Annotated in this window: 20 protein-coding genes; all 20 read right to left on the bottom strand. The window is 43.4% G+C overall.

Features of this window, described 5'->3' with window-relative positions; translation table 11 throughout:
* Window positions 1–268 precede the first annotated feature (268 nt).
* Window positions 269–2,917 carry an alanine--tRNA ligase gene (gene alaS / locus G400_RS0108245; protein WP_026017072.1) on the bottom strand — a complete coding sequence of 883 codons (2,649 nt, stop codon included), beginning with the start codon at window positions 2,915–2,917 and terminating at the stop codon, window positions 269–271.
* 333 nt (window positions 2,918–3,250) lie between these two features.
* Window positions 3,251–4,627, bottom strand: coding sequence for a DEAD/DEAH box helicase (locus G400_RS0108240; protein ID WP_017261186.1), 1,377 nt, complete (start codon window positions 4,625–4,627; stop codon window positions 3,251–3,253).
* A gap of 44 nt (window positions 4,628–4,671) precedes the next feature.
* Entirely contained in the window at window positions 4,672–5,613 is a 942-nt protein-coding gene (locus tag G400_RS0108235) for a DHH family phosphoesterase (protein WP_017261187.1), read from the bottom strand.
* A 79-nt stretch (window positions 5,614–5,692) separates the two neighbouring features.
* Window positions 5,693–6,832: a DNA polymerase IV gene (dinB, locus tag G400_RS0108230; protein ID WP_017261188.1), complete on the bottom strand. Its 1,140-nt coding sequence runs from the start codon at window positions 6,830–6,832 to the stop codon at window positions 5,693–5,695.
* A gap of 151 nt (window positions 6,833–6,983) precedes the next feature.
* Window positions 6,984–7,448, bottom strand: coding sequence for a preprotein translocase subunit YajC (gene yajC, locus G400_RS0108225; RefSeq protein WP_017261189.1), 465 nt, complete (start codon window positions 7,446–7,448; stop codon window positions 6,984–6,986).
* Window positions 7,449–7,523: 75 nt separating this feature from the next.
* Complete coding sequence (ruvB, locus tag G400_RS0108220) at window positions 7,524–8,531, bottom strand: Holliday junction branch migration DNA helicase RuvB (RefSeq protein WP_017261190.1); 1,008 nt, start codon at window positions 8,529–8,531, stop codon at window positions 7,524–7,526.
* 187 nt (window positions 8,532–8,718) lie between these two features.
* The gene (ruvA, locus tag G400_RS0108215; RefSeq protein ID WP_017261191.1) at window positions 8,719–9,321 is read right to left on the bottom strand and encodes a Holliday junction branch migration protein RuvA; all 603 of its coding nucleotides are present in this window, start codon (window positions 9,319–9,321) and stop codon (window positions 8,719–8,721) included.
* An 88-nt stretch (window positions 9,322–9,409) separates the two neighbouring features.
* The gene (gene mutL / locus G400_RS0108210; RefSeq protein ID WP_017261192.1) at window positions 9,410–11,461 is read right to left on the bottom strand and encodes a DNA mismatch repair endonuclease MutL; all 2,052 of its coding nucleotides are present in this window, start codon (window positions 11,459–11,461) and stop codon (window positions 9,410–9,412) included.
* A gap of 52 nt (window positions 11,462–11,513) precedes the next feature.
* Window positions 11,514–14,141 (bottom strand): DNA mismatch repair protein MutS, encoded by a 2,628-nt coding sequence (gene mutS / locus G400_RS0108205; RefSeq protein ID WP_017261193.1) that lies wholly within the window; start codon window positions 14,139–14,141, stop codon window positions 11,514–11,516.
* 243 nt (window positions 14,142–14,384) lie between these two features.
* On the bottom strand, window positions 14,385–15,947 hold the full coding sequence (rny, locus tag G400_RS0108200; RefSeq protein WP_017261194.1) for a ribonuclease Y: 1,563 nt from the start codon (window positions 15,945–15,947) through the stop codon (window positions 14,385–14,387).
* A 143-nt stretch (window positions 15,948–16,090) separates the two neighbouring features.
* The gene (locus G400_RS0108195; protein WP_017261195.1) at window positions 16,091–16,879 is read right to left on the bottom strand and encodes a hypothetical protein; all 789 of its coding nucleotides are present in this window, start codon (window positions 16,877–16,879) and stop codon (window positions 16,091–16,093) included.
* Entirely contained in the window at window positions 16,869–17,726 is an 858-nt protein-coding gene (locus G400_RS0108190) for an ATP-binding cassette domain-containing protein (RefSeq protein WP_017261196.1), read from the bottom strand. Before G400_RS0108190 ends, G400_RS0108195 begins: the two co-directional genes overlap by 11 nt.
* Window positions 17,698–18,093, bottom strand: a complete 396-nt coding sequence (locus tag G400_RS0108185; protein WP_017261197.1) for a GntR family transcriptional regulator — start codon at window positions 18,091–18,093, stop codon at window positions 17,698–17,700. Before G400_RS0108185 ends, G400_RS0108190 begins: the two co-directional genes overlap by 29 nt.
* 109 nt (window positions 18,094–18,202) lie before the next feature.
* Window positions 18,203–20,005 (bottom strand): FtsX-like permease family protein, encoded by a 1,803-nt coding sequence (locus G400_RS0108180; RefSeq protein WP_017261198.1) that lies wholly within the window; start codon window positions 20,003–20,005, stop codon window positions 18,203–18,205.
* A 13-nt stretch (window positions 20,006–20,018) separates the two neighbouring features.
* Window positions 20,019–20,777: an ABC transporter ATP-binding protein gene (locus tag G400_RS0108175; protein ID WP_017261199.1), complete on the bottom strand. Its 759-nt coding sequence runs from the start codon at window positions 20,775–20,777 to the stop codon at window positions 20,019–20,021.
* 174 nt (window positions 20,778–20,951) lie between these two features.
* Entirely contained in the window at window positions 20,952–22,073 is a 1,122-nt protein-coding gene (gene recA, locus G400_RS0108170; RefSeq protein WP_017261200.1) for a recombinase RecA, read from the bottom strand.
* Window positions 22,074–22,163: 90 nt separating this feature from the next.
* Entirely contained in the window at window positions 22,164–23,414 is a 1,251-nt protein-coding gene (locus G400_RS0108165; protein ID WP_017261201.1) for a competence/damage-inducible protein A, read from the bottom strand.
* A 154-nt stretch (window positions 23,415–23,568) separates the two neighbouring features.
* Window positions 23,569–24,153 (bottom strand): CDP-diacylglycerol--glycerol-3-phosphate 3-phosphatidyltransferase, encoded by a 585-nt coding sequence (gene pgsA / locus G400_RS0108160; RefSeq protein ID WP_017261202.1) that lies wholly within the window; start codon window positions 24,151–24,153, stop codon window positions 23,569–23,571.
* A 21-nt stretch (window positions 24,154–24,174) separates the two neighbouring features.
* Window positions 24,175–25,122, bottom strand: a complete 948-nt coding sequence (locus G400_RS14825; protein ID WP_017261203.1) for a helix-turn-helix domain-containing protein — start codon at window positions 25,120–25,122, stop codon at window positions 24,175–24,177.
* A 104-nt stretch (window positions 25,123–25,226) separates the two neighbouring features.
* Window positions 25,227–26,549, bottom strand: a complete 1,323-nt coding sequence (yfmH, locus tag G400_RS0108150; RefSeq protein WP_017261204.1) for an EF-P 5-aminopentanol modification-associated protein YfmH — start codon at window positions 26,547–26,549, stop codon at window positions 25,227–25,229.
* Between the last annotated feature and the right edge of the window lie 42 nt (window positions 26,550–26,591).

Raw genomic sequence — 26,591 nt, 5'->3', positions numbered from 1 at the left:
ACTTCCGCGTGCAGTAACAGACCATTACCGTGAGCCCTAAAATCTACACACTCCGATTAATAACTATTCTACTGAAACATTGGTCAAATAACAATTATCCAGCCTATTGTAACCGTATTGTCAAATAAACAGCCCCAAACTGAAATAAAAAACAGAAACTAACGATGACTGCACCGTTAATTTCCGTTTTCAATAAACCATTATGAGCCAATAAAGCCATTAGTCACTCTTAATTACACAAGTCGTTTGAGTGAACCAATCCTTAAATTTATTGTTTTTCCAACCAAGTCTTGGCCTGAGCCAAAGCTTCGCTAATACCATCTGGGTTCTTGCCACCGGCCTGAGCCATGTCAGGGCGGCCACCGCCACCACCGTTAATAGCTGGCGCAATCGCCTTGATAAGATCACCTGCTTTGCGACCGGCTTTAACTTGATCCGGTGCCATTGCTACTAACAGGCTAGCTTTACCTTCATTGGCAGTTGCCAATACAAGCACATCTGAAGGTAACTTTTGTTTCCAATCATCGGCTAATTGCCGTAATTGGCCCATGCCAGCAACGTTAACCTGCTGAGCAATTAGACTTGTTCCATTGACTGTTTCGATATTGTCAAATGCACTAGCAGCTTGTTGAGAGGCCATCTTGGCTTGCAATGCACGCTGATCACTTTCAAGCTGTTTAACTTCACCCTGAAGTGCCTCAACACGATGTGGCACTTCCTTTAGTTGTGGTGCCTTAACCAATGCAGCTGTTTGGCTCAACAGGTTTTCTTCATCGTTTAAGAACTTAAAGGCATCTCCAGCTGTAACGGCTTCAATCCGGCGTACACCGGCACCAACACCAGTTTCTGACACGATCTTGAATAAGCCCAGCTCGTTTGTATTTGAAACATGGTCGCCACCACAGAATTCTGTGTTGAAATCACCAACAGAAACAACCCGTACCCGTTTGCCATACTTTTCAGAGAACATGGCAATAGCGCCCATCTTCTTAGCTGTTTCAATGTCGGTTTCCACAGTTTTTACAGGGATTTCAGCAAAGATCTGATCATTAACCATCTGTTCAACCTTATGCAGGTCTTCACTGGTAACCTGACCAAAGTGCGTGAAATCAAATCTTAAGTAATGCGGTTCAACCAGTGAACCGGCCTGAGCAGTATGCGTTCCCAGTACGTTACGCAGTGACTGATCTAACAAGTGGGTAGCGGTATGATTTTTTTCGATTTTGCTGTGACGAGCGGCGTCTACCGTTAACGTGTAAGTTGCGCCTTTAACCAACTTGCCAGTCACTTTCACTGTATGCAAGTTCTGACCGTTTGGTGCATGTTGAACATCTGTGACTTTGGCTACCTGATGCCCAGTTTCATCAACGATACTACCAGTATCAGCAACCTGACCACCCATTTCTGCATAGAATGGTGTCATATCAAAAATGACTTCAGCACTGTCAACATTATCATCCGTCTGATCGACTAATTTTTCATCAACAATGATATCAAGCAACTTAGCGTTTTCAACCGTTAACTGGTTATAGCCCACATACTTGCTAACTGACTTAATATCCGTTAACAAAGCACGCTGAACACCCATTGATTTAGCTGATGAACGTGCATTACGAGCCCGAGCACGTTGCTTTTCCATTTCACTCTTAAAACCGTCTTGGTCAACGCCTAAGCCTTCGTCACCAGCATATTCGGTAGTCAATTCAACAGGGAAACCATAAGTATCAAACAGCTTAAAGGCTTCTGCCCCGTCTAATTGTGTTTTCCCGGCAGCTTTGGTTGCAGCAATCGTATCATTCAACAATGACAAACCAGTGTCCAAGGTTACATTAAACCGATCTTCTTCAGAATGAATAACACCGGCAATATAGTCAGCTTGCTCCAAAACAGCTGGGTAATGGCTCTTCATGATTTCCCCAACAACTGGTACAAGCTTGTATAAAAAGGCTTCGTTAATGCCTAATTTCTTGCCATTCAAGATGGCCCGACGAATCAATCGACGGATAACATATCCACGGCCTTCGTTTGATGGCAATGCGCCGTCACCGATGGCAAACGTAACTGCCCGAGCGTGGTCAGCAATGATCTTGAAGGAAACGTCGTCATTCTTGTTGGCCTCATACTTTTTACCATCAGAGAGCTGTTCTGTCGCCCGAATGATCGGTAAAAACAAGTCCGTTTCAAAGTTAGTCCGGGCATGCTGAAACACAGAAACAACCCGTTCCAATCCCATCCCCGTATCAATATTTTTATGCGGCAATGGTTCATAAGTACCTTCCGGTGTGTGGTTAAACTGTGAAAACACAATGTTCCAAATTTCTAGGTACCGTTCGTTTTCACCACCGGGATAATTCTCTGGATCATCTTCGGCGACATTGTTCATTTCTTGACCACGATCATAGAAGATCTCTGAGTCAGGACCTGAAGGACCTTGACCAATATCCCAGAAATTGTCTTCTGCTTCCACAATATGGTCTTCCTTAACACCGGCGTCCAGCCACTCTGCTTTAGCGTCAGTATCCTTTGGATAAACCGTGATGTACAGTTTTTCTGGATCGAAATCAAACCATTGTTCGCCGGTTAATAGTTCCCAAGCCCAGTGAACAGCGTCATGCTTGAAGTAGTCACCCACGGAAAAGTTTCCCAGCATCTCAAACAACGTGTGATGACGCGCCGTCCGACCAACATTTTCAATATCATTAGTCCGAATACTCTTTTGTGAACTCGTCATTCGTGGATTATCAGGCACAACGGATCCATCAAAATATTTCTTCATCGTTGCAACACCAGAGTTGATCCATAACAAAGTTGGATCATCCACGGGAACTAGTGAAGCACTAGGCATAATTTTATGACCGTGCTGTTCAAAAAAATCAAGGTACATTTGCCGAACTTGGCTACTTGTTAATTCTTTCATGACTTTCCTTTCATCACCTGTGACAGAAACAAAAAACAACACTGCCGCTTGCAAAGACGGCCATGGGCCGCGGTACCACTTTGCTTGCAACGATGTTGTCGTTAACCACTCACTCATAACGCTGAGTCGCGTGTTTGTTTTAAAACAAGTGTTTATCAAATTTTATTCAAGGGAGCACAGTCACGCTTACATCACTCTTTTCACCGGCCAGAGCGTCGCTTAAAAGTAAGTTCATGCTGCATATCCTTGACTGATTTTTAGTATAGCATTCACGCTTGGCATGTCAATTTGTTTTCAGAAAATTAACAAGCTACACCTCACTTGCTTTCAGAACTAGTGGCTCCTATTTGACCGTTGAGATTCACCTTGACGCCGATTTTGACGGCGCTGGCTACGAGCCGACTCACGCATTTCAATTCGCTTGTCCGCCTGAGCCTTCCGCTTAATGGCCGTCTTAATCTGATGTTTATAACCAGGCTTAATCTTCTTTTTCTTTTTCTTGACCATCCCAACCAAGGTCGGATCAAGTTTTTCATGAGTAGCCGTTCGTTGGAAACGACGGTTCCGATCGTATGAATCAACAACTTCCCCGTGACGAACATCCTTTGGTGCAAACTTAACACCAAGTTTTTCGATCTCAGCAATTTCGTTTTCTTCACCTGGCTTGTACAGCGTAATTGCAATGCCGGGCATTCCATTTCGACCTGTACGACCCACTCGGTGAATAAAGAAATCAAGATCATGCGGAATATCATCGTTAATAACGTGTGATACCCCTTTGATGTCAATCCCACGGGCCGCTAAATCAGTTGCGACCACATATTGGTAATCTAAGTTTTGAACTTGCTTCATGACCCGTTTACGCTCACGCGCCTGTACGTCACCGGAAATCATGGCAACCTTTAACCCTCGTCCCTTAAGGTAAGCAGTAAGTTCAGCAGTTCGTTGTTTTGTATTACAAAATACCAACACTAAGTAGGGTTCCCCCATCGTCAGTAATTCGTAGATTAATTCATCTTTTTGTTTACCCTTAGTCGAAATCAACCAGTTATCAATTGTTGGGCTGATAATTGAAGTTACAGGAATTTCTTCTACCACAGGGTTCGTCAAATATTTTTTCAAAAATGGTTGCAATTTCTGTGGAATTGTCGCGGAAAAGACCATCATTTGAAGATCCTTTGGCAAGGCCCCAGCAATTTTATCCACGTCCTTTAAAAAGCCCATGTCTAACGTCATATCTGCTTCATCAATTACAAATTGATGAGCTGTATGCAAATCTAGTTCATGTTCTTCCATGAAATCGCGTAAACGACCTGGCGTCCCAATAACCACTTGCGGCTGATGCTTATCTAATTGGCGTTCTTGACGCGACCGATCAGTACCACCAACGTAATTGGCAATTCTGATCTGATCCTTGAAATGACCAGCCAACTGCTTTGCGTCCTCATAAATCTGGCTAGCCAGTTCACGTGATGGGGTCGCAATAATCGCCTGTACTTCATCAACGTCTACCTTTAATTGATCAAAGATTGGCAGCAAGAATGCGTGGGTCTTCCCACTTCCCGTTTGTGACTGACCAACTACAGAGCGACCGCCTAAAATCACAGGAATAAGCTTAGCCTGAACTGGCGTCGGCTTAACAAAATTAATTTCCTGCAGTGCTTCCAATAACTCCGGTCGCAACTGTAAATCCTTAAATGTTTCCGTCATTGTTTCTCCTTTAACGCGTGAATCATCACGACTCACATTTGCGTTTACTTATCCTTAGCTGTCAGTGTTTCAAGCTTAGTAATCATCAGTTTAACTTCATCAAGATCCTTAGCCTTTGCACCACTGGCCAACGGATGACCACCACCATTGTGTTCACGAGCCAAACCGCTAATGGCAGGCCCCTTGGATCGCAAACGGACACGATAACTGTGATCATCTTGTTCTTCAAAAATAGCCCAGGTCTTGACACTATCAATTTTGCCAGCCATGGGGACAAGGCTAGCAGTTCCAGCATCACCTAAATTAAACGATTTAATCGTTTCTGCGCCCAAAATAACATGAGCGGCACCCGATGAAGAAATCGTAAGGTGATCATACAAATACGCGGTCAACCGAGCCACTGGCAAAGGCATTTCGTCTTCCATCTGATTAACGGCAACCGCATCTATACCAGTCTCCATCAGCTGTGCCGTTACGATCATTGTATGAGGTCGCGTATCCGAGTACAAGAATCGACCGGTATCGCCCACGATTCCTGCGTAAAGGACCCTCGCTGCTTCCTTAGACACCTTCAGGTCAAAACGATTGGCAAAATCGACAATCATTTCAGACGTGCTTGATGCGTCCTCTTCTACCCAGCTCAAATCACCAAACGGATCATCATCAGGATGGTGATCTATTTTGATAACTTCCTGACCGCGGCGCCATCGTTGATCATCCACTCGAGGCTCGTTTGCGGTATCCAACACTAAGATGAGCGCAGAATCGAACTGAGCATCTTCTACTTCATCCATTTCTGCCAACCAAGCCAATCCCGGAATTTGCTTACCAACCGCAAAGATTTTTTTCTCTGGAAAAGCCTGTTGCAGAATTTTAGCCAAACCAACCTGTGAGCCAACCGCATCTGGATCTGGCCGCTGATGGCGGTGAATAATAATTGTCTGTTTGCGTTTAATGTCATCAAAAATTGCCTTTTGCACGTCCATCTTTTATTGGACCTCCACTTATCTCGTATCTGCAAGTATAGCGAAAAAAGCCATTAAACACAAAGCAGACTCAATCAATTTAAAATGCCCGATCAGAATTCAACGAATATAGTGGCAAACTTAAGTTTTCAAAAGTTAACGGATCTAGGTTAGTCATGGTAATGCCCAGCAACCGAACCCCCTTACTCAAGTCGGCCGTAACATCAAAAATTTCACGGGCCGCTTCATAAAGTACCGTGGCGTCATTTTCAAAATATTCAGCCTGCGTTTGACGCTTTGTTATTGTATTAAAATCAGCGTCACGAACCTTTAAAACAATCGTTTTCCCATGACGCTGTTGCTTGTTTAGATGACTGACCAAATCTGTAGCAAGTAATTGTAATTGGGTTTCGACATCTGCCTCGTTATCCAACGGTGCATCATACGTTTCTTCGCGACCAATTGACTTGCGCGTTCGTTGCCATTCGACTGGGCGGTCATCACTGCCACGCACATGACGATAGAGACTGTACCCTAATTTGCCAAAATTTTGCATCAGATCTGCCTCCGACCATTTCAGTAGATCGGCTCCCGTCAAAATACCCAAATCATGCATCTTAGGTACCGTTTTCTTGCCAACACCACGAAATTTTTCAATGGGCAAAGGTGAGAGAAATGCCTCTGCATCGCCGGGTAAGACGACCGTCACACCGACCGGCTTGGCAAAATCAGATGCCAATTTGGCCAGAAATTTATTGTAAGAAATGCCGGTTGAACAAGTTAAATGAACCTTTTCCCAAATTTCTGCCTGTAGCTGATGTGCTAGGGTCACTGCAGAATCAATTTCTTGCTTATTATTAGTAACATCCAAATAGGCCTCGTCGAATGCAATCGGTTCAATATGATCTGTATATTCGTGAAAAATTTGGTGGATCGTTGCCGAAACAGCACGGTACTTGGTGAAATCCGGTGTTTTAAAGATTGCCTTTGGTGCCAGTTTTTGTGCTTCCTGCGCACTCATTGCTGAATGTACACCCAGTTTTCGGGCAACGTAATTAGCCGTTGTCACAACACCGTGACCACCTGTTTCTCGTGGATTGCGAGCAACAATCAGTGCTTGATGACGAAATTCAGGATGATCACGTTCCTCAATCGACGCGTAAAAAGCGTCCATATCAACATGGATAATTTTCCGTTCCGCATTAACTGTGAGCGGAATTTTCAACAACGTGTTGGCCACCGATTTCGCCTCCCTTTTTTACCCAGACTGATTTCGACATGAATTGCTTGTATATCCATTTTAGCAAACATACGTTCGTTTTACCAGAATAAAAAAGGCCAACACGATGGCACCGTGTGACCTGTCTTATTCTGCAATTTATGCAAACCGATTATTCACTATCTTTTTCAGTTGCTTGGCTGGCAACACTGTCAGCACTTTGTGCAACGCTACTAGTAGCTTCACTAGTTGCACTTGTAGCTTCACTTGTTGAAGCACTTACACTGCTCGTGGCTGCGTCAGTAACTTTAGCAGTGCTTGTTGACTTAGGCGTTTCTACGTGATGAATGGCCTGCAGGTCAAACACAAGGTAAATTCCGTCTGCATCAATCGTAACCGTCTTGTTAGCACTGTCGAGTGAATCAATCACACCGTGCATACCGCCAATGGTAACCACGCGATCACCCACGTGAAGACCACTCATCATTTCCTTACGTTGATCCTGTTGCTTACGGTTAGGACGCATGATGAAAAAGTAAAAGATTGCGACAAACAAAACAATCAGAAGTACTGAACTCCATAAGTTACTTCCTTGAGCAGCCGCACCGACTAAAGTCGTTGTTAAAGAGCTTACCAATTTATCCACCTCATTCATTTATTCTGTAGAGTACTGTAACAGACTTTCCGACGCTTGCCAAACGAATCCAGCAAATTAGTCCCCTTTTGGTTCGGGAATTTTTAAATGTTGGTAAGCTGCCGAAGTCACGGTTCGACCCCGCGGTGTTCGTTTGATCATGCCAATCTGTAGCAGGTATGGCTCATAAACTTCAGCAATCGTATCCGATTCTTCACCAATGTTTGCAGCCAATGTGGTCAAGCCAACCGGCCCACCATCATAGTATTTAATCATGGTTCGTAACAATTTTAAATCCACTTCATCTAAGCCGAGATCATCCACGCCTAAGACTTTTAGCGCATGATCCACGATTTCAGCATCAACGGCATCGTGATCGCTAACCTCAGCAAAATCCCGCACCCGTTTTAACAGCCGATTAGCAATTCGGGGAGTGCCACGAGAACGACGGGCGATTTCATGAGCCCCCTCCTTAACAATCTGAGTCGCAAGGATATCGGCAGAACGCAACGTGATTTCTTCCAAGTCAGCAGTCGAATAATAGTTCATATGTTCCACAATTCCGAATCGATCACGCAAAGGCGCTGACAGTAACCCTGCTCGCGTAGTCGCCCCAATCAAAGTAAATGGAGGAAGCGGAAAATGCACCGGATGAGCTGTGGGACCTTGGCCAACAACAATATCAACGAAAAAGTCTTCCATTGCGGAGTACAACATTTCTTCGACAATTTTTGGCAAACGATGAATTTCATCAATGAACAAAATATCGCCGGGCTGAAGTTCGTTTAACAGGGCAATTACGTCACCCGGCTTTTCAATTGCTGGACCACTAGTAGTTTTGATGTTTACGTGCATTTCATTAGCAATTACCATGGCAAGCGTTGTTTTTCCTAAACCTGGTGGTCCATAGAGTAACACGTGGTCTAATGATTCTTCACGGGCGCTAGCGGCCTGAATATAGACCTCTAACTGATGTTTGACAGTATCTTGACCAATATATTGAGCCAACGTTGCGGGTCGTAAAGAACGTTCTAAAGACTCTTCCTGATCATCCACAGGCTCATTTGACATTAACTCGTCGTCCATAACAGTCCCCCTTCTAGTTTATTGCTCAACTTCTCCCGGGCTTCGGCACCACTCTCTTAAACGTGCACCTAGCACCCAGAAGTCTGTGCATAACCTGAAGCTGAATGATTCGGAAAAACACCGAATTCTTCACCTTCACGTTATTGCTCAACTTCTCCCGGGCTTCGGCATCACTCTTTAAATCATACTACGCTTGGGTTAACAAACGTAGGGCCTGGCTTAAATAGGCATCCGTACTTGTTGTTTGATTATCATCTAGCTTTTTTGCCACCCGTTTAACGTCTGCACCACTGTAGCCTAATGCGCTAAGCGCCGCCAACGCATCACGAAGGGCTGATGAATTAACTGTAGGCCCTGTTTCGACATCTGTAGCTGATGTAACGATTCCAATATCGCCCAATTTTCCTTGTAAATCCAAAACAATTTGTTGTGCCGTCTTTTTACCAATGCCGGGAAACTTCGTCAAATACTTAACATCATTATTTGTAATTGCACTGATTAGGCCACCATGATCTTCGTTTGCCAAAATGGCAAGTGCACTCTTGGGACCGATACCTGATACGTTAAGCAATTTTAGAAATAACTGCTTTTCTTCACTGTCGACAAAGCCAAACAAGTTAATGTCAGTATCGCGAACAGCTTGGTAAACGTAGATTTTAACGTTCTTTTTAGGGTCCTCTTGAAACCGGTACGGGTTCGCTGTTTGCAGCAAATAGCCGACCCCGTTTACTTCAAGAACAACATAGGCCGGCGTCACCACCGTCACGAGACCAATTAAATACTCAAACATTCATTTTCCTCCGTTTGCATCGGCCAACTTTAAATGGTCTGAGCAAGAGCACGTCATAACTCAAATCCACCCCAAGTCAAACCACACGCTAAAATTCATGCTCATCAAATTCTGCCCACGATTCATGAGAATCCTGAATTCGCTTAAACATTTTTTCCATATCAGCGTTAGTAAAATGAACCACGACAGGCCGACCATGTGGACAATTAAACGGATTTTCCGTCTGAGCCAAATCATGTAATAACACCCGGGCTTGCCGTTCATCCAAATGATGATTGGCCTTAATTGACCGCTTACAGCTCATCATGATCGCTGTTTTTACACGAAATTTGGCAACCGTCAAATCATGATCAGTAAGCACCCAGTCAATCATTTCACGAATCGTTGATTCTTCTTGGCCCTCTTCAAACCAAGTCGGATGCTGACGCACAATAAAACTGTTGTTACCAAACGGTTCTAAAAACAATCCCAGCTGTTCGAGCTTATCCTTAGCATCATTAATCTTTAAGACATCACTAGTCGGATAGTCCAAAACAATCGGCACCAATAGGTTTTGCAAATCACGACTAACTTCACCAATTTTGACACGGTAGTATTCATACTTGATTCGCTCTTGAGCTGCATGCTGGTCGATGAGATAAAGACCATCTTCAGCTTGGGCAAACAGAAAAGTGCCGTGCATCTGGCCAATGTAAGTTAATTCTGGAAAACGGCGTTGACCGTCACTATCGGTTGATTGATTTGGCAGCATTTCCGTTTCTTCGTTTGGCACTGGTACTTGTGGCGCTTCTTCATCGCCAAATGGCGTCGTGTCGTCATGAGCATAACGCGCATCGAAAGCTGCGACTGAAGCGTCCGCCATATCGTCCACATGATGCACCACAACTGGTGCCAATGTTTGTGTTGGTAAGGCATTTGGTAACGTTGTTTCAATGTTAGCATCGTCTGTACTTGTCGCTTCAGTAGCTGGATCAACAACCGATGAAGATGATTCTACCGATTGTTCTTGCCGTCCTGCTACCTGTTGTGGCCGTGCGTAATGAACATTCACATCCGCATTTCTAGTGGTCGATGCTTCGCTTAGTCGCTGTGCTAAAGCATTTGAATCCAGACTTGGTTCCCCACGTAAATTTTGATAAGCGTCAGGAATTAGGTTTTCCCGCGCAATCCGGTTATAAACCGCTTTATCAATTAAATCCGCGAGCTCAGGCTCTTTACTTAGCCTAACCTCCTGTTTAGTTGGATGAACGTTAACGTCAACTAAGAACGGATCCATCGTTAAATTGAGAACGGCGATAGGATACCGTCCCACCATCAGTTTGGAACCGTAACCTTTAATGAGCGCTTTCGTCAGTTGGTAATTTTTAATGTAACGGCCATTAATCAAAATTGAAATGTAGTTACGTGAAGCACGCGTTAATTCAGGCAGCGATACGTAACCAGTCAGTTTAAAATCAGCATCCTCATTTTCGATTGCCACCATTTTGCGGGCCGTTTGAACACCGTAGATTCCTGCAACAACCTGCTGACTGTCTCCGCGTCCTGCTGTCCGTAGCAGTTCACGTCCATTGTGGCTTAAGCTAAACGCGACATCTGGGTGACCCAGTGCAAGTCTGTCCACAATATCCACAATGTTGGCCAGCTCTGTTTGTGGCGATTTTAAATATTTTAAGCGTGCCGGCGTATTAAAAAATAAATCGCTGACAGTTACTTCAGTTCCGGGTCGTGACTGAGCGGCGGTGTGTGTCAGAATTTCGCCGCCCTTAATGTGAACTTCACTCCCCGCACCCTTACCCGTCGCCGTTTTTAGCCAAACATCGGCAACCGATGCGATACTGGGTAACGCTTCACCACGAAAGCCCAGCGAGTGAACACGAAACAAATCTTCACGTGAGGTTATTTTGCTGGTGGCATGCCGTGAAAAGGCCATTTCGACATCTTCATCCGCAATGCCAACCCCGTCATCAACTACTTGAATCGATTTTAGTCCCGCTTCTTCAACCAGCACATCAATCGTTTTAGCATGCGCGTCAACAGCGTTCTCAACAAGCTCCTTTACCACCGATGCTGGTCGTTCAACCACTTCCCCAGCAGCAATTTGATCTGCGAGGACAGTGGGTAATTCATGAATTTTTGCCATACTGTTTAATCCTCTTATTAACCTTCACCGCTCCATTTGAGTAACGGCCAAATTATGACTGCAGCTTTTGCTGAATATCATAAAATTTGTTCATAACATCCATCGGTGTCATACCCATTAAATTCATCTGTTTTAAATCTTTAATGATGTCAGCAACCTTAGGATCCATTGTCGGTGTTTCAAACAACGCCAACTGTTTGCTAGTTGCCGTCTGCTTTCGTTTTGACGCAGGTTTCGGTGTTGGCTCTGATAAAGGTTCATCCACATTCACAGGAGTTGGTGTTTCACCCGCATTAGCCTCAAGCTCTTGCAGAATTGTGCTAGCTCGAGACAATAATCCATCCGGCATTCCCGCTAGCTTAGCCACGTGAATCCCATAAGACTTATCAGCTGGTCCTGGTTGAATTTGGTGAAGAAATACTAGTTGCCCATTCTCCTCAACCGCACCAACGTGAATATTTTTCAACGCATGCAAAGATTCGTCTAATGCTGTTAATTCATGATAGTGCGTGCTGAACAGAGTTTTAGCATGAACGTGATCGTGGACATATTCGATAATCGCTTGGGCTAATGCCATCCCATCGTAAGTCGCAGTACCCCGGCCGATTTCGTCAAATAAAATTAAACTATTAGCGGTCGCGTGCATAAGCGCATCATTAGCTTCCTGCATTTCAACCATGAATGTTGAATTACCGGAAATTAAATCATCTGCGGCACCGATTCTGGTGAAAATTTGGTCAAACACCGGCATACTGGCAGATTTAGCCGGTACAAAACAACCCATTTGGGCCATCACGACGGTCAATGCCAGTTGGCGCATATAAGTACTCTTCCCAGACATGTTTGGTCCAGTAATGAGCAACACTGTTGTATCGTCAGCCATTCGTACATCATTAGGCACATATTCCTGTTTTCCGAGTACCTTTTCAACAACGGGATGACGGCCGTCTTCGATTTCTAAATCATGCCCGTTATTCAGTTCAGGTCGGACAAAACGATAGTTTTCTGAAACAACAGCGAAACTCTGTAACACATCTAAACTGGCCAAGGCTTTGGCTAGTCGTTGCAAACGGCCAATGGCAGCCTTTACAACCTCCCTAACCTTAGTAAAGAGTTGATACTCCAATGCGGTCGACTTTTCCTGAGCCTCCAGAATTAACGTTTCCTTTTCCTTCAACTCTGGTGTTGAAAAACGTTCCGCGTTAGTCAGTGTTTGCTTACGCTCATAACGATCATCAGGCAACTTGCTAAGGTTTGCCTTAGTAACTTCAATGTAGTACCCAAATACCCGGTTATACCCAATTTTAAGGGTACTGATCCCAGTGGCTTGCCGTTCCTTGGCTTCAAGCTCAGCAATCCACTGTTTACCATTTTTCATTGCATCCCGATACTCATCAAGCTGGTCATCATATCCATCTTTGATGACCCCACCATCAGTCACTGATATTGGGGAATCATCATTGATAGCACGATCAATCAGCTCAGCGACATCATCAACAGGATCTAATCCGGTCAACATATCGCCAAATACGTTTTGATCCAACTCTTCTAAAACATATTTGATTTTTGGTACCTGCTGCAACGAGGTCTTCAATTGGATCAAATCTCGCCCATTCACGCTACCAAACGCCACTCGACCAGCCAGCCGTTCTAAATCGTAAACCTTGACCAGTTCATCCTGTAAATTCGAGCGTTCAAAATAATGTTGAAGCAACTCATCCACTTTGTCTTGACGTGCTTTAATTTCATCCAGTGACAACAGCGGTCGATCTAACCATTGCTTTAATAACCGACCACCCATCGCTGTCTTAGTTTCATCTAGCAACCATAAAAGTGTACCGGATTTTTTGCCAGTACGAATATTCGTTGCCAATTCCAAATTTCGTTTGGCATAATGATCCATTTTAAGATAGTAGGATGGTTCATATGCAATTGCGCGCTGCAAATGAGACAGACTCCGCTTCTGGGTGCCCTCCATGTAGCTCAACAACATGGACACCGCAGCCGTTTCAACACCGTCATCCAGATCCTGTGTCACAAAACTCAATTCTGCCCCGGTCGTGATTTCCGTTTGATGAGAGACCAAAATGCCAAGCGGTTTAAACTGATCAATCAGCTCAGCAGGCACAGTGTCGTCAACAACTACTTCTTTAGCCTCGACAGACATGACTTCATTCATCACCGTATCAAACGTTGATAGATTGGCCGTCCTCAGTTCACCCGTCGAAACATCCGCATACGCAAAGCCAAAATGATCATCTTGTTTGGTAAAACCTGCCAAATAATTATTTTCCTTCGCGCCATTGACACCAGTTTCCATTCGCGTTCCTGGCGTAATCAGCTGAATAACTTGTCGCTTGACCATGCCCTTTGCAAGGGCCGGATCTTCCATTTGCTCACAAATGGCAACTTTGTACCCGTGATCAACCAAAATATCAATATAATTTTGAACAGCGTGATGTGGCACCCCACACATTGGAATTGGATCGGCCGAATTATGGTTACGTGCAGTTAGCGTCAATTCGAGCAATTGGGCACCTTTAACTGCATCATCATTAAATAGTTCGTAAAAATCACCAATTCGATAAAACAAAAAGGCATCAGGATACTGATCCTTGATGGACTGATACTGCTTCATCATTGGCGTTTCCATACTCTCTTGTGCTGACTTTTTTGCCATGTAACGTAAACTCCTCACTACTTCAAAAAATGCGTTGTTCGCCGTAAGCGGCCTCACCCACTTATAACTAACAAACAATTCCATCCAAGTCCTAAAAAACGATGGTCTAAGTTTAACATTTTTTACGGTCACTGTCTGGGTTGATTCGAACACGTGGTCCCTACTAAAAACAATGTTTAACTGCAAAGAAAAACGACATCAGCCAAGTCTCGGCTAAGTGTCGTTTTATACCCATTAAGTCACTTATTTAGCGTACTCAACAGCTCTCGTTTCCCGAATAACGGTCACTTTAATATGACCAGGGTATTCAAGATCGTTTTCAATTTCATTCTTAATGTCACGAGCAATGACCGTTGCTTGAAGATCATCGATATCCTGAGGCTTAACGATAACCCGTACTTCACGGCCTGCCTGAATGGCATAACTCTGTGCCACACCATCATGACGATTGGCAATTTCTTCCAACTGTTTCAAACGTTGAATGTAATTTTCAAGCGATTCGGAACGTGCACCCGGTCTTGCTGAGGAAATGGCATCCGCAGCCCCAACCAAGACGGCAATGATCGATGTTGGTTCAACATCACCATGGTGGGAAGCAATTGTGTTAATAACAACTGGGTTTTCATGGTACTTAGTTGCCAATTCAACCCCTAATTCAACGTGAGATCCTTCAACTTCATGATCCACGGCCTTACCAATATCGTGTAATAATCCTGCGCGCTTAGCTAACGCAACATCCTCACCAAGTTCAGCCGCCATCACAGCGGTCAACTTAGCAACTTCAATAGAGTGGTTCAAAACATTTTGACCATAACTGGTTCTGTAGTTCATTCGGCCAATTGTCTTGATCAAATCAGGATTCATGGCTCGAATGCCTAAATCAAAGACGGTTTGCTCACCAATTTCACGGATTTTATCATCCATTTCCTTGCGTGCTTTTTCAACCATTTCTTCAATTCTAGCCGGATGAATCCGACCATCAGCAATCAATTTCTCCAACGCCAACTTAGCAATTTCACGACGAACGGGATCAAACCCACTCAGCACAACTGCTTCCGGCGTATCGTCAATAATGAGGTCAATTCCAGTTAACGTTTCAAGTGTCCGAATGTTACGGCCCTCACGACCAATGATTCGGCCTTTCATGTCATCATTCGGCAATGTAACGACCGTCACCGTATTATCAGAGACGGTGTCTGCAACACTCCGCTGAATGGCAGCAACAATCAGATTCTTAGCTTCCTTATCAGCAGAGATCTTGGCCTCTTCTTCACTTTCTTTAATCAGTACAGCTCGTTCATGAGCCAACTGATCCTTTGTTTCCTGAATAACTAAATCTCGTGCTTCGTCTTGAGACAAAGCCGCCACTCGTTCAACTTCTTGTTGTCGCTTATCGATGAGGTCTGCTGCTTCTTGCTGTTGCTGTTTCAGTGCATCCCGATCACTAGTTAACTTGTCCTCTTTGCGTGTCAATTGCGCTTCACGCTTTTCAAACGTATTATCTTTGCGATCCAGAGCTTCTTCACGTTGCAATAACCGATCTTCTTGCTTTTGAACCTCCGCACGTCGATCCTTTAATTCATTTTCAACGTCCGTTCGGTACTTGTGGTTCTCTTCGCGAGCCTCAAGTAAAGCCTCTTTTTTAGCGGTTTTTGCATCCTGGTGAGCTTTTTTAAGGATGGCTGCGGCAGAATTGTTGGCATTGTCAATATCGCGTTCGTGACGCTTCTTGGCAATGGCAAGTCCACCATACAGACCGGCAATAATAGCGATGAGCACGAGGATTATGGTTACAACGTAAACCATATTTAATTCCCGCCCTTCATCAAAAATGGCTGACCGTTAAGCCAGCCGCAAACTTGTAAGATGTTAAATTGATTATTTACACAGTTTCAGTTTACTGATAAACGAGCAAGCTGTCAATAAACGATGGCTAACGTTTGTCTCCATTAAACTCGTCTTAGGCGCAGCAAACGGTTAAAACTGTAACTAACAGCCAAACAGATTGCACTCAAAATAAAGTTTGTTACAACTAAATTTAACGGATGTTGATATCGAATATAGCCATCAAATCCATACATCACCCGGAATAAACTTCCCAACCAGGTTGATGTGAAGGAAATCGGTTGGCCACCATTTGTACCAGCGTACAAAATGAATGTCAGTAGGCCAAGACCAATAATCGGCGCAGCAATGAATGTAATAATCTTCCACCTAGTTGTCATTAACCCCAACACAGCGCCAACGAGCATACCGAGTGCCAGCGCTAACGTCAACGTACTCAGTGCACGAATCCAAAACCAAAAAATATCAATATTGCCATGCTGAATGAAGTGACCAAATTCTGCGCGACCTGCGCTTTCAAACGTTCGCATCCCTAGTGGCTGTGCTACCAGTAGCCGATATAAAACATTGATAACGGAAATACCGACAGCAATTGTCATCAGGCTCAGCAATTTCCCCGTCCAGTAGGTACGCCGTGAAATACCATTTTGGATGAATAATTCAAATCCCTGATAAACAAGTGCGCCAACTACAAAGAGAAACAAGACCATGATCGACTCTAAAGCATTAGTTGCGAGATACGGTTTGAGTGGTAGCGCTGCTTTAAAGCCACTGGTCATCCATCTGATCAAAAATGGAATAAACCACAAGCCAACGAACGAAGCTAAATAACCCCATCCCAATAATTTTGCATCACGCCGAAGACGAAATTGATAAACTGGTTTAATCTTCATGACTATCCTCCGTTAATGCCACAAACAGATCCTGCAAGCTCAAAGACTGTTTAGCAATTCCCTCTGGTAATGCCGGCGAGCCAATCATCGTTACAATTGCTCTCGTTTCATGCCCAAATGAGCTTTGCGACAGCACTTTAACACTAGGCAAGAACATTGCCATTGCATCGCTTGGCCCGGCTAAACGATACGATCGGGCCATTAGTGCCTCGACAGGCTCAGCCAATTTAATTCGCCCCTGATTAATCACAATCACGTTATTTAGGATCGTTTCAACTTCCTCAATCAAATGGGTCGCAATAATAAAGGTTCGTGGACGATCCGCGTATGTGGTTATCAACTCGCGGTAAAACAGTTCACGATGTCCGGCATCAAGACCAAGCACTGGCTCATCTAACATGATGTAATCTGCCGGTACGCAAAGTGCGATGATGTCCTTAAATATAGTTCGGTAGCCTGTTGATAAGCGACCAAAACTAGTTCGCGTATTTAACCCAAATGCTTTAGCTAAGTATTCAGCATAGTCAACATCGAATTCGCCATACAGTTGCTTCGTAGTCTTAAATAAGTTATTTACTCGTTCACGAGCAGGATAAAGGTTATCTTCGCTGGCCAAAAAAAATCGTTGTAAAACATGATCATTTTCGTGAACTGATTGACCATCAATCGTGATTTCACCACTTGACCGCGGAATTCGATCAGCAATCATATTTAATAAAGTACTTTTACCCGCCCCGTTACGACCCAGTAGGCCATAAATCGTTTCCGGTTCGAACGTTAAATTGGCACTGTGAAGGAGCATTTTACGCCCTGCGTGCTTAGTCAATTTTTTGATTATCAGTGCCATTATCTGCATACCCCCGTTTAATCATCTCTGCCAAAACAGCTTCCGAAAGACCGATTTGCCTAGCGGCGTTAATCAGTGGCTGAATGTTGTCGTCATAAAATTGGGTACGCCGTTTGTCCGTAATCCGCTCACGTGCACCTTCCAATACAAACATGCCAAGTCCGCGACGCTTCTCAATAATCTCGTCGTTAACCAAAATATTCATACCCTTTAACACGGTTGCAGGGTTAATGTGAAATTCCCTGGAAATCTCGGTCGTTGACGGCACTTGTTCCCCGGACTTAAAACCATTCGTTAAAATGGCTTCTTCAATTTGTTCTGCCACTTGTAAATAAAGTGGCGTATTGCCATCAAAGTCAAAGTGCATGTTTTTTCTCCAGCCTTAGCTTTCTTTAATGTGTTAGCAAGATAAGGATACGCGATTGTCCGTTGCTCCGTCAATCAAGCAGTTAACCTAAAATTGGTTTTTTAATCGATTAGCCGTTCATCTGTTCTTTAGGAATCACCAGCCGTTCATAGATTAATGTCGTGATTCCATAATAAACACCGTACAGAATACAGAAAATCAAAATCGACCACCCTGTCATTTCATAGGGATGATACATCAGCGGTTTAAACATCTGTAATCCAAATAGAACATCAACAATGCCCAAAACGCCTGGCAGTGCAAACAGTGTCAAAATTTCACCTCGCACTGCCTGCTTCATCAACGCCCGTCTAGTTCCGATCCGGTTAAGCATATTGTAGCGAACAACATCTTTGTTTGCACCAGACAAGATCTTAAACATCAGGCAACTAGCAAGCATCGCTAAAAAGGCAAAGCCGAGGAAAAATCCCATGAATTGTAAGCCACTAAAGAGAGCATTAAACATTTTATAGGTTTGAAAGCCACCCACTGTCGCCATAGCTGGTGCCGGAAAACGTTGCTGTTGCATTTTTTCTAAACGATCCAAAATTTTTCGTTGGGCTAGAACATTATTTAAGCGAATGATAGTAACCGTGTGAGTAGTTGCCGTGTTTAAATTTGCAAAATCTCTTTGAGTTGCAAACTCACTTTTCTGTTGACCAATCTTCGGGACCAGTCCGGTGAAATCCATATCATCCAAGGCCACCTTCTTAAATTGAGCAATAGATAGTGTCTTGAGTGAACCGTTGTTTAAGGCCTGACGACTTTTCAACATTGGCAAAGGATGATCAATAAATTCTTGTTCGTTATAGTAAACTGTGTTGCCAACAATCTTTTGAGAATAGGTCAATGTGTGCGTGTCGTTCAATTGAGTGACCAGATTGCGTTCCTTTTTGTCCATATCGTTAATTGCCATTGTATAGGCACTAGTCGATCTTGCCATCTGCGGTGCCTGCCGTTGAAAACCCGCGCCGACACTAATTGCCCCTAGCGCTAAAGCAAATAATAACGATACAATGGTCAGAATTCGCGTATAGCTACGAACTCTAAACATAATTTGAGCTAATGTAAAATTATGCAATTTTTTGTTAGCAAAATTTGTTTGCTTCAGCAATTCAACAGCACCGACAATAACTGCACTAAATAGCAAATAGCTACCAAGTGTGATCGTCACTAGTGCTAGTGGAACAGCCAACAGTTGCAACGTCATGATTTTGGCCATAGCAATGTATCCAATTGCCAGTAGCAAAAGTCCTGCCACAATTTCCGTTAATTGCACTAATGGTCGTCTTTTAGGTAGAGAAACCTCATCATCTATGTGTAACAATTTAAGCACTGGCGTTCTAACCAATTTAGCTAAATTGAAGAGGCCAGATACGAGAAACAAACCAACATACAGACAAATTGTGGTCACAATTGCTGGCCAATAAAGAGCATTGAAATGATGCACAGTCAGTCCCAATTGATTAAACAAAATTTGGGATAGTCCCATACTCATACCTATCCCTAAAACAATCCCAACGATGGTGGAAATCACACCAATCAGTAACGTCTCAATAAAAACCAGTTCGCCAATTCGATTCTTTTTAGCACCCAACATCATAAATAAACCATAATCATGTTGTCGCATGCTTAACAAAAAAGAATTTGCATAGGCAATGTACACGATTGTAATCAGAATCAGCAAAATCATTCCAAAGATAAAAACTTGTGAGGCCATGGAAATTTGAGTATTGGATTTAACGAATTCACGATTTGTCGCCAAATTGGCAAACATGTAAAAAACAGCTGCTGAGATAATAAGACCAGTAAGTAAAACTAAGTAATCTTTAAACCGATTTTTAATTCCTGCTAATGATAATTTAGTTAACATGTCATTCCCCCGCTTACTGTTCAAAAGTACCCAATTGGTTCAGAATTTCTTGATAAAAAGTTTGGCGATTATTGTCAGCTTTTTTTAATTCCTGACCAATTTGACCGTCTTGAATGAACAATATCCGGTCACAAAAACTGGCTGAAAATGGATCATGTGTGACCAATAGGACAGAAACATGTTGGTTTTTATTAATATCTGTCATTAAATCTAGTAAATCACGCGCAGACTTTGAATCTAAGGCCCCAGTTGGTTCATCCCCCATAATGATTGCGGGACGATGAACAATCGCTCTGGCTGCCGCTACGCGCTGTTTTTGACCCCCTGACAGTTCTGTAGGATATTTAGATAACAAGTTTTCAATCGACAATGTTGTGGCCACTTCTTTAACCGCTTTTGAAATTTCCACTTTCTTTACCCCTTGAAGTGATAAGGGCAAAGCAATGTTTTCTTTAGCCGTCAAACTCTCTAAAAGATTGAAGTCCTGAAAGATAAAACCGATTTCTTCTGAACGGAAGTCTGACAATGCTTTTCCCTTGAACCCGGTTATATCTTGCCCATTTACCTCCACACTGCCACTCGTCGGCGTGTCAAGTGTGGACAGTAAGTTAAGTAGCGTTGTTTTACCCGACCCTGAGGCTCCCATAATGCCAACAAATTCGCCTTCATCGATCGTAAAATTAATTCCCTTTAAAGCTTCATATTGTTGTTCATTCTTACGCCCATAGGTTTTGTGTAACCCACTAACTGAAACTACTGGTGTTTTTTGCATGATTTTCCTCCGCTACTTATGTGGTTAAGTACTTATGTAACTAACTGTATATGTAGTTAAGACAAAAGTCAACTTTTTTTCGCAAAAAAAGACGCTGATAATATCAGCGTCTTAAAAAAATGATTGATTTAATTAAATTTAAAGCATCTCATTTCTAAGTGCAAAGCCGTCCAACTAAACATCTAGCGTTGTTTCGCTACCCTTTGCTGAAGACTTAGTCGTCTTAGTGGATGATGTTTTTGCTGTCTTAGCGTCTTTCGTACCGTTTTCAGCAGATTCCGCATCCTCATCGTCGGCGTTTCCGTCCATGTTATATGCCTTACGCACTTTATCATAGATTTCTTGCCGCATTGCTTGATGCTCATCGGCCTCTAGATAAGCCTTAACATTTTCCCGGCCTTGACCGATCCGCTCACCATCATAAGAGTACCAAGCACCAGACTTGTCGACAATATCCTTGTCAACCGCCATGTCCAGCAACTCACCTGATTGAGAAATGCCGTGTCCGTACATAATGTCGACTTCCGCAACACGGAATGGTGAAGCTACCTTGTTCTTAACAACCTTAATTCTAGTACGGTTCCCCTTTACTTCAGTGCCATCTTTAATCTGCTCAGCTCGACGTACTTCTAGGCGAATTGTGGCATAAAACTTAAGTGCCCGTCCACCCGGTGTCGTTTCTGGATTACCAAACATCACACCAACTTTTTCACGAATCTGATTGATAAAGATTGCGATGGTCTTGGTTTTGTTAATGGTTCCAGAAAGTTTCCGCAAAGCCTGTGACATCAATCGTGCTTGAAGGCCGACATGAGCATCACCCATTTCACCTTCGATTTCAGCACGAGGAACTAAAGCAGCTACTGAATCAATGACAACAATGTCAATCGCACCGGAGGAAACTAACGCATCCGTAATTTCCAATCCCTGTTCACCAGTGTCTGGCTGAGACAATAATAAATCATCGACTTTGACACCTAAGGCTTCAGCATATTGGGCATCTAACGCGTTTTCAGCATCGATGTACGCTGCTGTACCACCCATCTTTTGAACTTCGGCCACAGCATGTAATGCAATTGTTGTCTTACCTGATGATTCAGGACCATAAACTTCAACGATCCGCCCGCGTGGGTAGCCACCTACGCCCAGTGCATCGTCCAGTTTCAGAGAGCCGGAAGGAATCGTTGAAATTTGAGTGTTTACATTTTCACCCAAACGCATAATGGATCCCTTACCAAAGTTTTTTTCAATTTTCTTTAATGCAGCATCTAAGGCTGCCTGACGTGCATCTGCCAAGGGCAAATCCTCCTTCAATCACATAACCTAATGTCATTATGATACCGAGTAATAGAACAAAAAGCAAGGAAAATCGAACAAAAGTTCGCATCAGTTTTGATCGTTGATGGCGCGACGAACCAGATCCAATCCGTTTAGTACAGATCGCCAACGATTTAATTGGCGGTCATCCGCAAAGTGATATTCATGTGCAACCACTGGTTCGTCACGATACGCTAAGCCAATCCAAACTGTACCAGCAGGATGACCCTCTAACTCATCTGGTCCTGCAACACCGGTGAATGAAATCGCGATATCAGTATGCAACAGTTTCTTAGATTGCTGTGCCATCCAAATAGCTGTCTGCTCGCTAACCACGCCAAACTGATCAATCACAGACTGCGGAACAGCAATCAGCTCATGCTTCGCAGAAGCCGCATACGTTACAAAACCGCCTGGAAAAACAGTTGAAACGCCAGGAACCGATCCAATCGTACTCTGAAATAACCCAGCAGTTAAACTTTCAGCTGCCGTGATACTTAAATGATGCGCAATGAGCTGATTAACAACCACAGTTGCCAAATCGTTATCGTCTCCGTAGCCGTAAAAGTACTGCCCAATGCGATCTTGAACGGTCTTCTCCATTTTATCTAACAGAGCATTAGCAACCTGGTCGTCTTTGGCGTTAGCGGTCAAACGCAACGTGACTTCACCGCTTTTAGCATAGGTGGCTAACGTCGGATTCGTCTGATTATCAATTAAATCATCTAATTGACGTGCCAAATCTGCTTCACCAATTCCAAAATACCTTAAGACTCGGGACTTTAGCCGCTGCTCAATTTGATACGTGTCCCTTAAGATCGGCACGACTGTTCGATCAAACATATCGATTAATTCACGTGGCGGTCCTGGCAGGACTAAAAAGTCTGTCCAGTTTGCCTGATGAATAAAGTCACCAACAGCCATACCATTTTCGTTAGGTAATGAACGACCACCGTCCACATACAACGCCTGCAATCGATCGTTATCACCTAGCGACCGGCCAGTCGTTTTATAATGCGTGACAATCTTATTGAGCGCCTGCTCATCAACCACTAATTTTCGGCCTAAATGCCTTGCAACAACTTGCTTGGTTAAATCATCTCGTGTGGGTCCGAGACCACCCATCACAACAACGAGATCACTTCGCTGCTCCGCCAATGCAATGGCATCATCCAAACGTTCCGGATTGTCACCAATTACCTGTTGATGAAATACATTAATGCCCAGTCCGGCTAGTCCACGGGCCACATAACTCGCATTCGTATTGTCGATCTGTCCTAGTAAAATTTCCGTACCAACGGCGATAATTTCTGCTTGCAAACGATGTTCACTCCTAACATACGCATTTTAGTCACAAATGTTCGTGCAGTTTCAATTATAAAACAGTTTGCACATAACCGTAGCCCTGAAGAATTGAAAAGAGTATTTAAAAAGACACCTTCACAGTTTGCAAAGGTGTCCTAAAAATCGTTATTTATTTAAACCCATCGCTGAAGACACTCCGGTTTTGAACGAAGTAATCAATTCCTGAATAGATAGTGAAGAATAAGCAGACATAAAGCAGAATGCCAGCCATCGGTACATGAATGTTGTTAAAGAACACATTGTTCAAGAACAACAAAATGATCGATAACATTTGTGTGGTTGTTTTGATTTTACCTGGATAAGCCGCAGCCATCACAGTGCCATCGTTTTCAACAATTAACAACCGCAAACCGGTGATTGCAAGTTCACGACACACGATAATCGCAACAACCCAAGCTGGTGCCTTGCCCATCTCAACTAAGATGACAAAAGCAGTCATTACCAGCATTTTATCAGCAAGTGGATCGGCAAACTTACCAAAGTTTGTAACCAAATGCTGTCCGCGAGCAATTCTACCGTCCAAGAAATCAGTTAACGACGCAACAATAAAGATGATCGTGCCAATCAAACTCGTGACCGGAATATTCGTGCCTGCCCACGTAACAACGCCCCAATTAAAGGGAACTGCCATAATAATCAAGAAAACTGGAATCAAAATGATTCGAAAAACCGTTAATTTATTAGGTAAATTCACAATGTGACCTCTGCTTGTACGTTATTTCGCTTTACTGGTAGCTGCCTGTAATTGAATTGTCAGGACACCTGTATTACCAGTACCTTTACTAATGTCAACGTCTTTACCGTTGATTTGGATCTTAGTTGCCGTTCGATTACCAAATGAAACCGCAACCGAAGTTGCGCCGTTAGGCAAGGTGACCGTTTGTGACTTACCGCTTTGCATGGTTCCGACATAAAGTGCAGAACTACCTGCAGGTGTAACCTGCATCCATGATGCGGCATTGTCGGCAGCAATAGTAATCTTGTTCGTCGCAGGGGCATTTTCCAGCCGGTAGGTGCTGTTACCACCCGTCGTAGAAACAGAGACTAACTTAGCCTTGCTGTTTTTCTTCGACTTGTCTGAACTAGAACTGCTACTTGAACTGCTAGAACTTGAACTGCTAGAACTTGAACTACTGGATGAACTGCTAGAACTACTTGAACTGCTCGATTCAGTATCTTTCGAAGAGCTTACCTTAACTGCACTGCTGGAAATCTGACTATTGTTACTGGACTTATTACCATTACGAACCGCAAACACCCAAATGGCACCAAGAATGACTACAACTAACAATGTTACCAATGCAATTGGCAAGATTGATCGTAACCGTTCTAATGTGCCGTTACTTTCGCGCACTTGAGGCGTCTTTTCCCGTGTTGCAGGGGCCTCATCAGCTGGCATAACATGTGTTGCTGCAGCCTGTGGCAACTGATCGTTGTAATCTTTTAATAACTCATCGCCGTTCAAATCAACCGCTTGAGCGTATTGTTTAATAAATGCTCGCACGTAAAAATCGCCTGGCAACTCGTCAAACTTGCCGTCTTCAATGGCAATGAGGTAGCGACGTTGAATTTTTGTACTTTGTTGAACGTCATCAATTGTTAAACCCTTCGCATTACGGGCTTCTTGCAACTTTTGACCAATAGTTGGTGTTTCCTCACTCATAAGATAAAGACTCCATCTTTATAGAATACGTTCATGACACGTTGAATTTAAGTATAGCATAACAGCCTGTTCCTGTTATTGAATTACAAAAACGGTGAATTTTTTTAAGAATTTTCAAGATCTTCCGTATCTTCAGTTGGCAAAACATCAAACACACTGATGCCTTCCGACCTGATTAATGCTTCTGCCAAAGATTGAACATCCGCTAAGGTCAGTGATTCTAACAGTTGTGTCTCATCAAGTAAATTAGCATTATCAAACAGCTTGCCTTCATATGCGTTGGCAATTGCTTCCACTGAATTCAACATCATAATGTGATGGCCGATTGCTTCACGCTTAACCAATTCAAAGTTTTCAATAGCCGGCTGACCGGATAGGTAATCACTAACATGCTCTAACACATTAATAATCGCCTCTGAAAAACCGTTTGGATCATCGGTATCACTGCTGACGGTCAAGAAGTGGAATCCACGTTCCAAGGACAAATCATAGTCAAAACTGTCATCAATAATGCCAGCATCGTAAAGCTTCAGATACGTCTCACTGGTGTCCGCAAACAACATATCTAGCAACAAGGATGCAGCTAAACTATATTTTAATCCATTGCGCCCACTGGGTACGTCATCTAAACCACGAAGCCCCACAATTGACTTCGGCATGGTAACGTTTAGGTGGCGGCTTCGATAAGGAAGAATCTCCGTTTGATCATGATTTTCAATGATCGTTCGGTCAATTGCAGCCGGTTGTTCAAATGTCTTGCTTGTCTGATTTTCCTTAATCCAAGTCATCACCGAATCAGGTTCAAAAGCCCCCACGATAAATAGATTCATATTGCTTGGATGGTAAAACGTTTGATACGTGGACATTAATTGTTCTGCCGTAATCTGACCAATTGAATCGACTGTTCCGGCGATATCAATATGAACGGGTTCCGTCGGATATAAATTACCCACAATGCCCATAAATAGTTGCCAGCTTGGGTCATCATCATACATTTGGATTTCTTGCCCAATAATCCCTTTTTCCTTAGCTACAGTAGCCTCGGTAAAATAAGGATCTTGAACAAAATCCAACAGAATATTTAAATTCTCTTTGAGATGACGACTTGCAGCAAACAAATAACTGGTTCGTGTAAAACTCGTATAGGCATTTGCATCCGCACCATATTGTCCAAACAAATCGAATGCATCGTGATCTGCCTTTTCAAACATCTTGTGTTCCAAAAAATGAGCAACCCCATCTGGAATGGTTACTGCTTCATCAGCCCCACGTGGTGTAAACGTTCGATCCGTCGAACCGAAGTCAGTTGTCATTAAGGCATACGTTTTATGAAAACCTGCCTTTGGCAGCAACTGCACCAATAAACCATTGGGCAAAGTTTCTTCATAAATAGTTTCACCTAACTGCTGATAATCGTGTTTTTCCACAGTTGTCTCCTTATCAATCAGATACTTTTTAAATTGGCAATT

Source organism: Furfurilactobacillus rossiae DSM 15814, assembly GCF_000428925.1.
GTDB classification, from domain to species: domain Bacteria; phylum Bacillota; class Bacilli; order Lactobacillales; family Lactobacillaceae; genus Furfurilactobacillus; species Furfurilactobacillus rossiae.
The sequence above is the reverse complement of the archived record's forward strand: the minus strand, read 5'-3'. Positions and strand labels throughout refer to the sequence as shown.

Bases quoted from the DNA above. Each gene is read 5' to 3' on its own strand.
- alaS (WP_026017072.1), bottom strand. From the start codon at position 2,917: ATGAAAGAATTAACAAGTAGCCAAGTTCGGCAAATGTACCTTGATTTT.
- G400_RS0108240 (WP_017261186.1), bottom strand. From the start codon at position 4,627: ATGACGGAAACATTTAAGGATTTACAGTTGCGACCGGAGTTATTGGAA.
- G400_RS0108235 (WP_017261187.1), bottom strand. From the start codon at position 5,613: ATGGACGTGCAAAAGGCAATTTTTGATGACATTAAACGCAAACAGACA.
- ruvB (WP_017261190.1), bottom strand. From the start codon at position 8,531: ATGGACGACGAGTTAATGTCAAATGAGCCTGTGGATGATCAGGAAGAG.
- ruvA (WP_017261191.1), bottom strand. From the start codon at position 9,321: ATGTTTGAGTATTTAATTGGTCTCGTGACGGTGGTGACGCCGGCCTAT.
- mutL (WP_017261192.1), bottom strand. From the start codon at position 11,461: ATGGCAAAAATTCATGAATTACCCACTGTCCTCGCAGATCAAATTGCT.
- mutS (WP_017261193.1), bottom strand. From the start codon at position 14,141: ATGGCAAAAAAGTCAGCACAAGAGAGTATGGAAACGCCAATGATGAAG.
- rny (WP_017261194.1), bottom strand. From the start codon at position 15,947: ATGGTTTACGTTGTAACCATAATCCTCGTGCTCATCGCTATTATTGCC.
- G400_RS0108195 (WP_017261195.1), bottom strand. From the start codon at position 16,879: ATGAAGATTAAACCAGTTTATCAATTTCGTCTTCGGCGTGATGCAAAA.
- G400_RS0108190 (WP_017261196.1), bottom strand. From the start codon at position 17,726: ATGGCACTGATAATCAAAAAATTGACTAAGCACGCAGGGCGTAAAATG.
- G400_RS0108185 (WP_017261197.1), bottom strand. From the start codon at position 18,093: ATGCACTTTGACTTTGATGGCAATACGCCACTTTATTTACAAGTGGCA.
- G400_RS0108180 (WP_017261198.1), bottom strand. From the start codon at position 20,005: ATGTTAACTAAATTATCATTAGCAGGAATTAAAAATCGGTTTAAAGAT.
- G400_RS0108175 (WP_017261199.1), bottom strand. From the start codon at position 20,777: ATGCAAAAAACACCAGTAGTTTCAGTTAGTGGGTTACACAAAACCTAT.
- G400_RS14825 (WP_017261203.1), bottom strand. From the start codon at position 25,122: ATGAGTGAGGAAACACCAACTATTGGTCAAAAGTTGCAAGAAGCCCGT.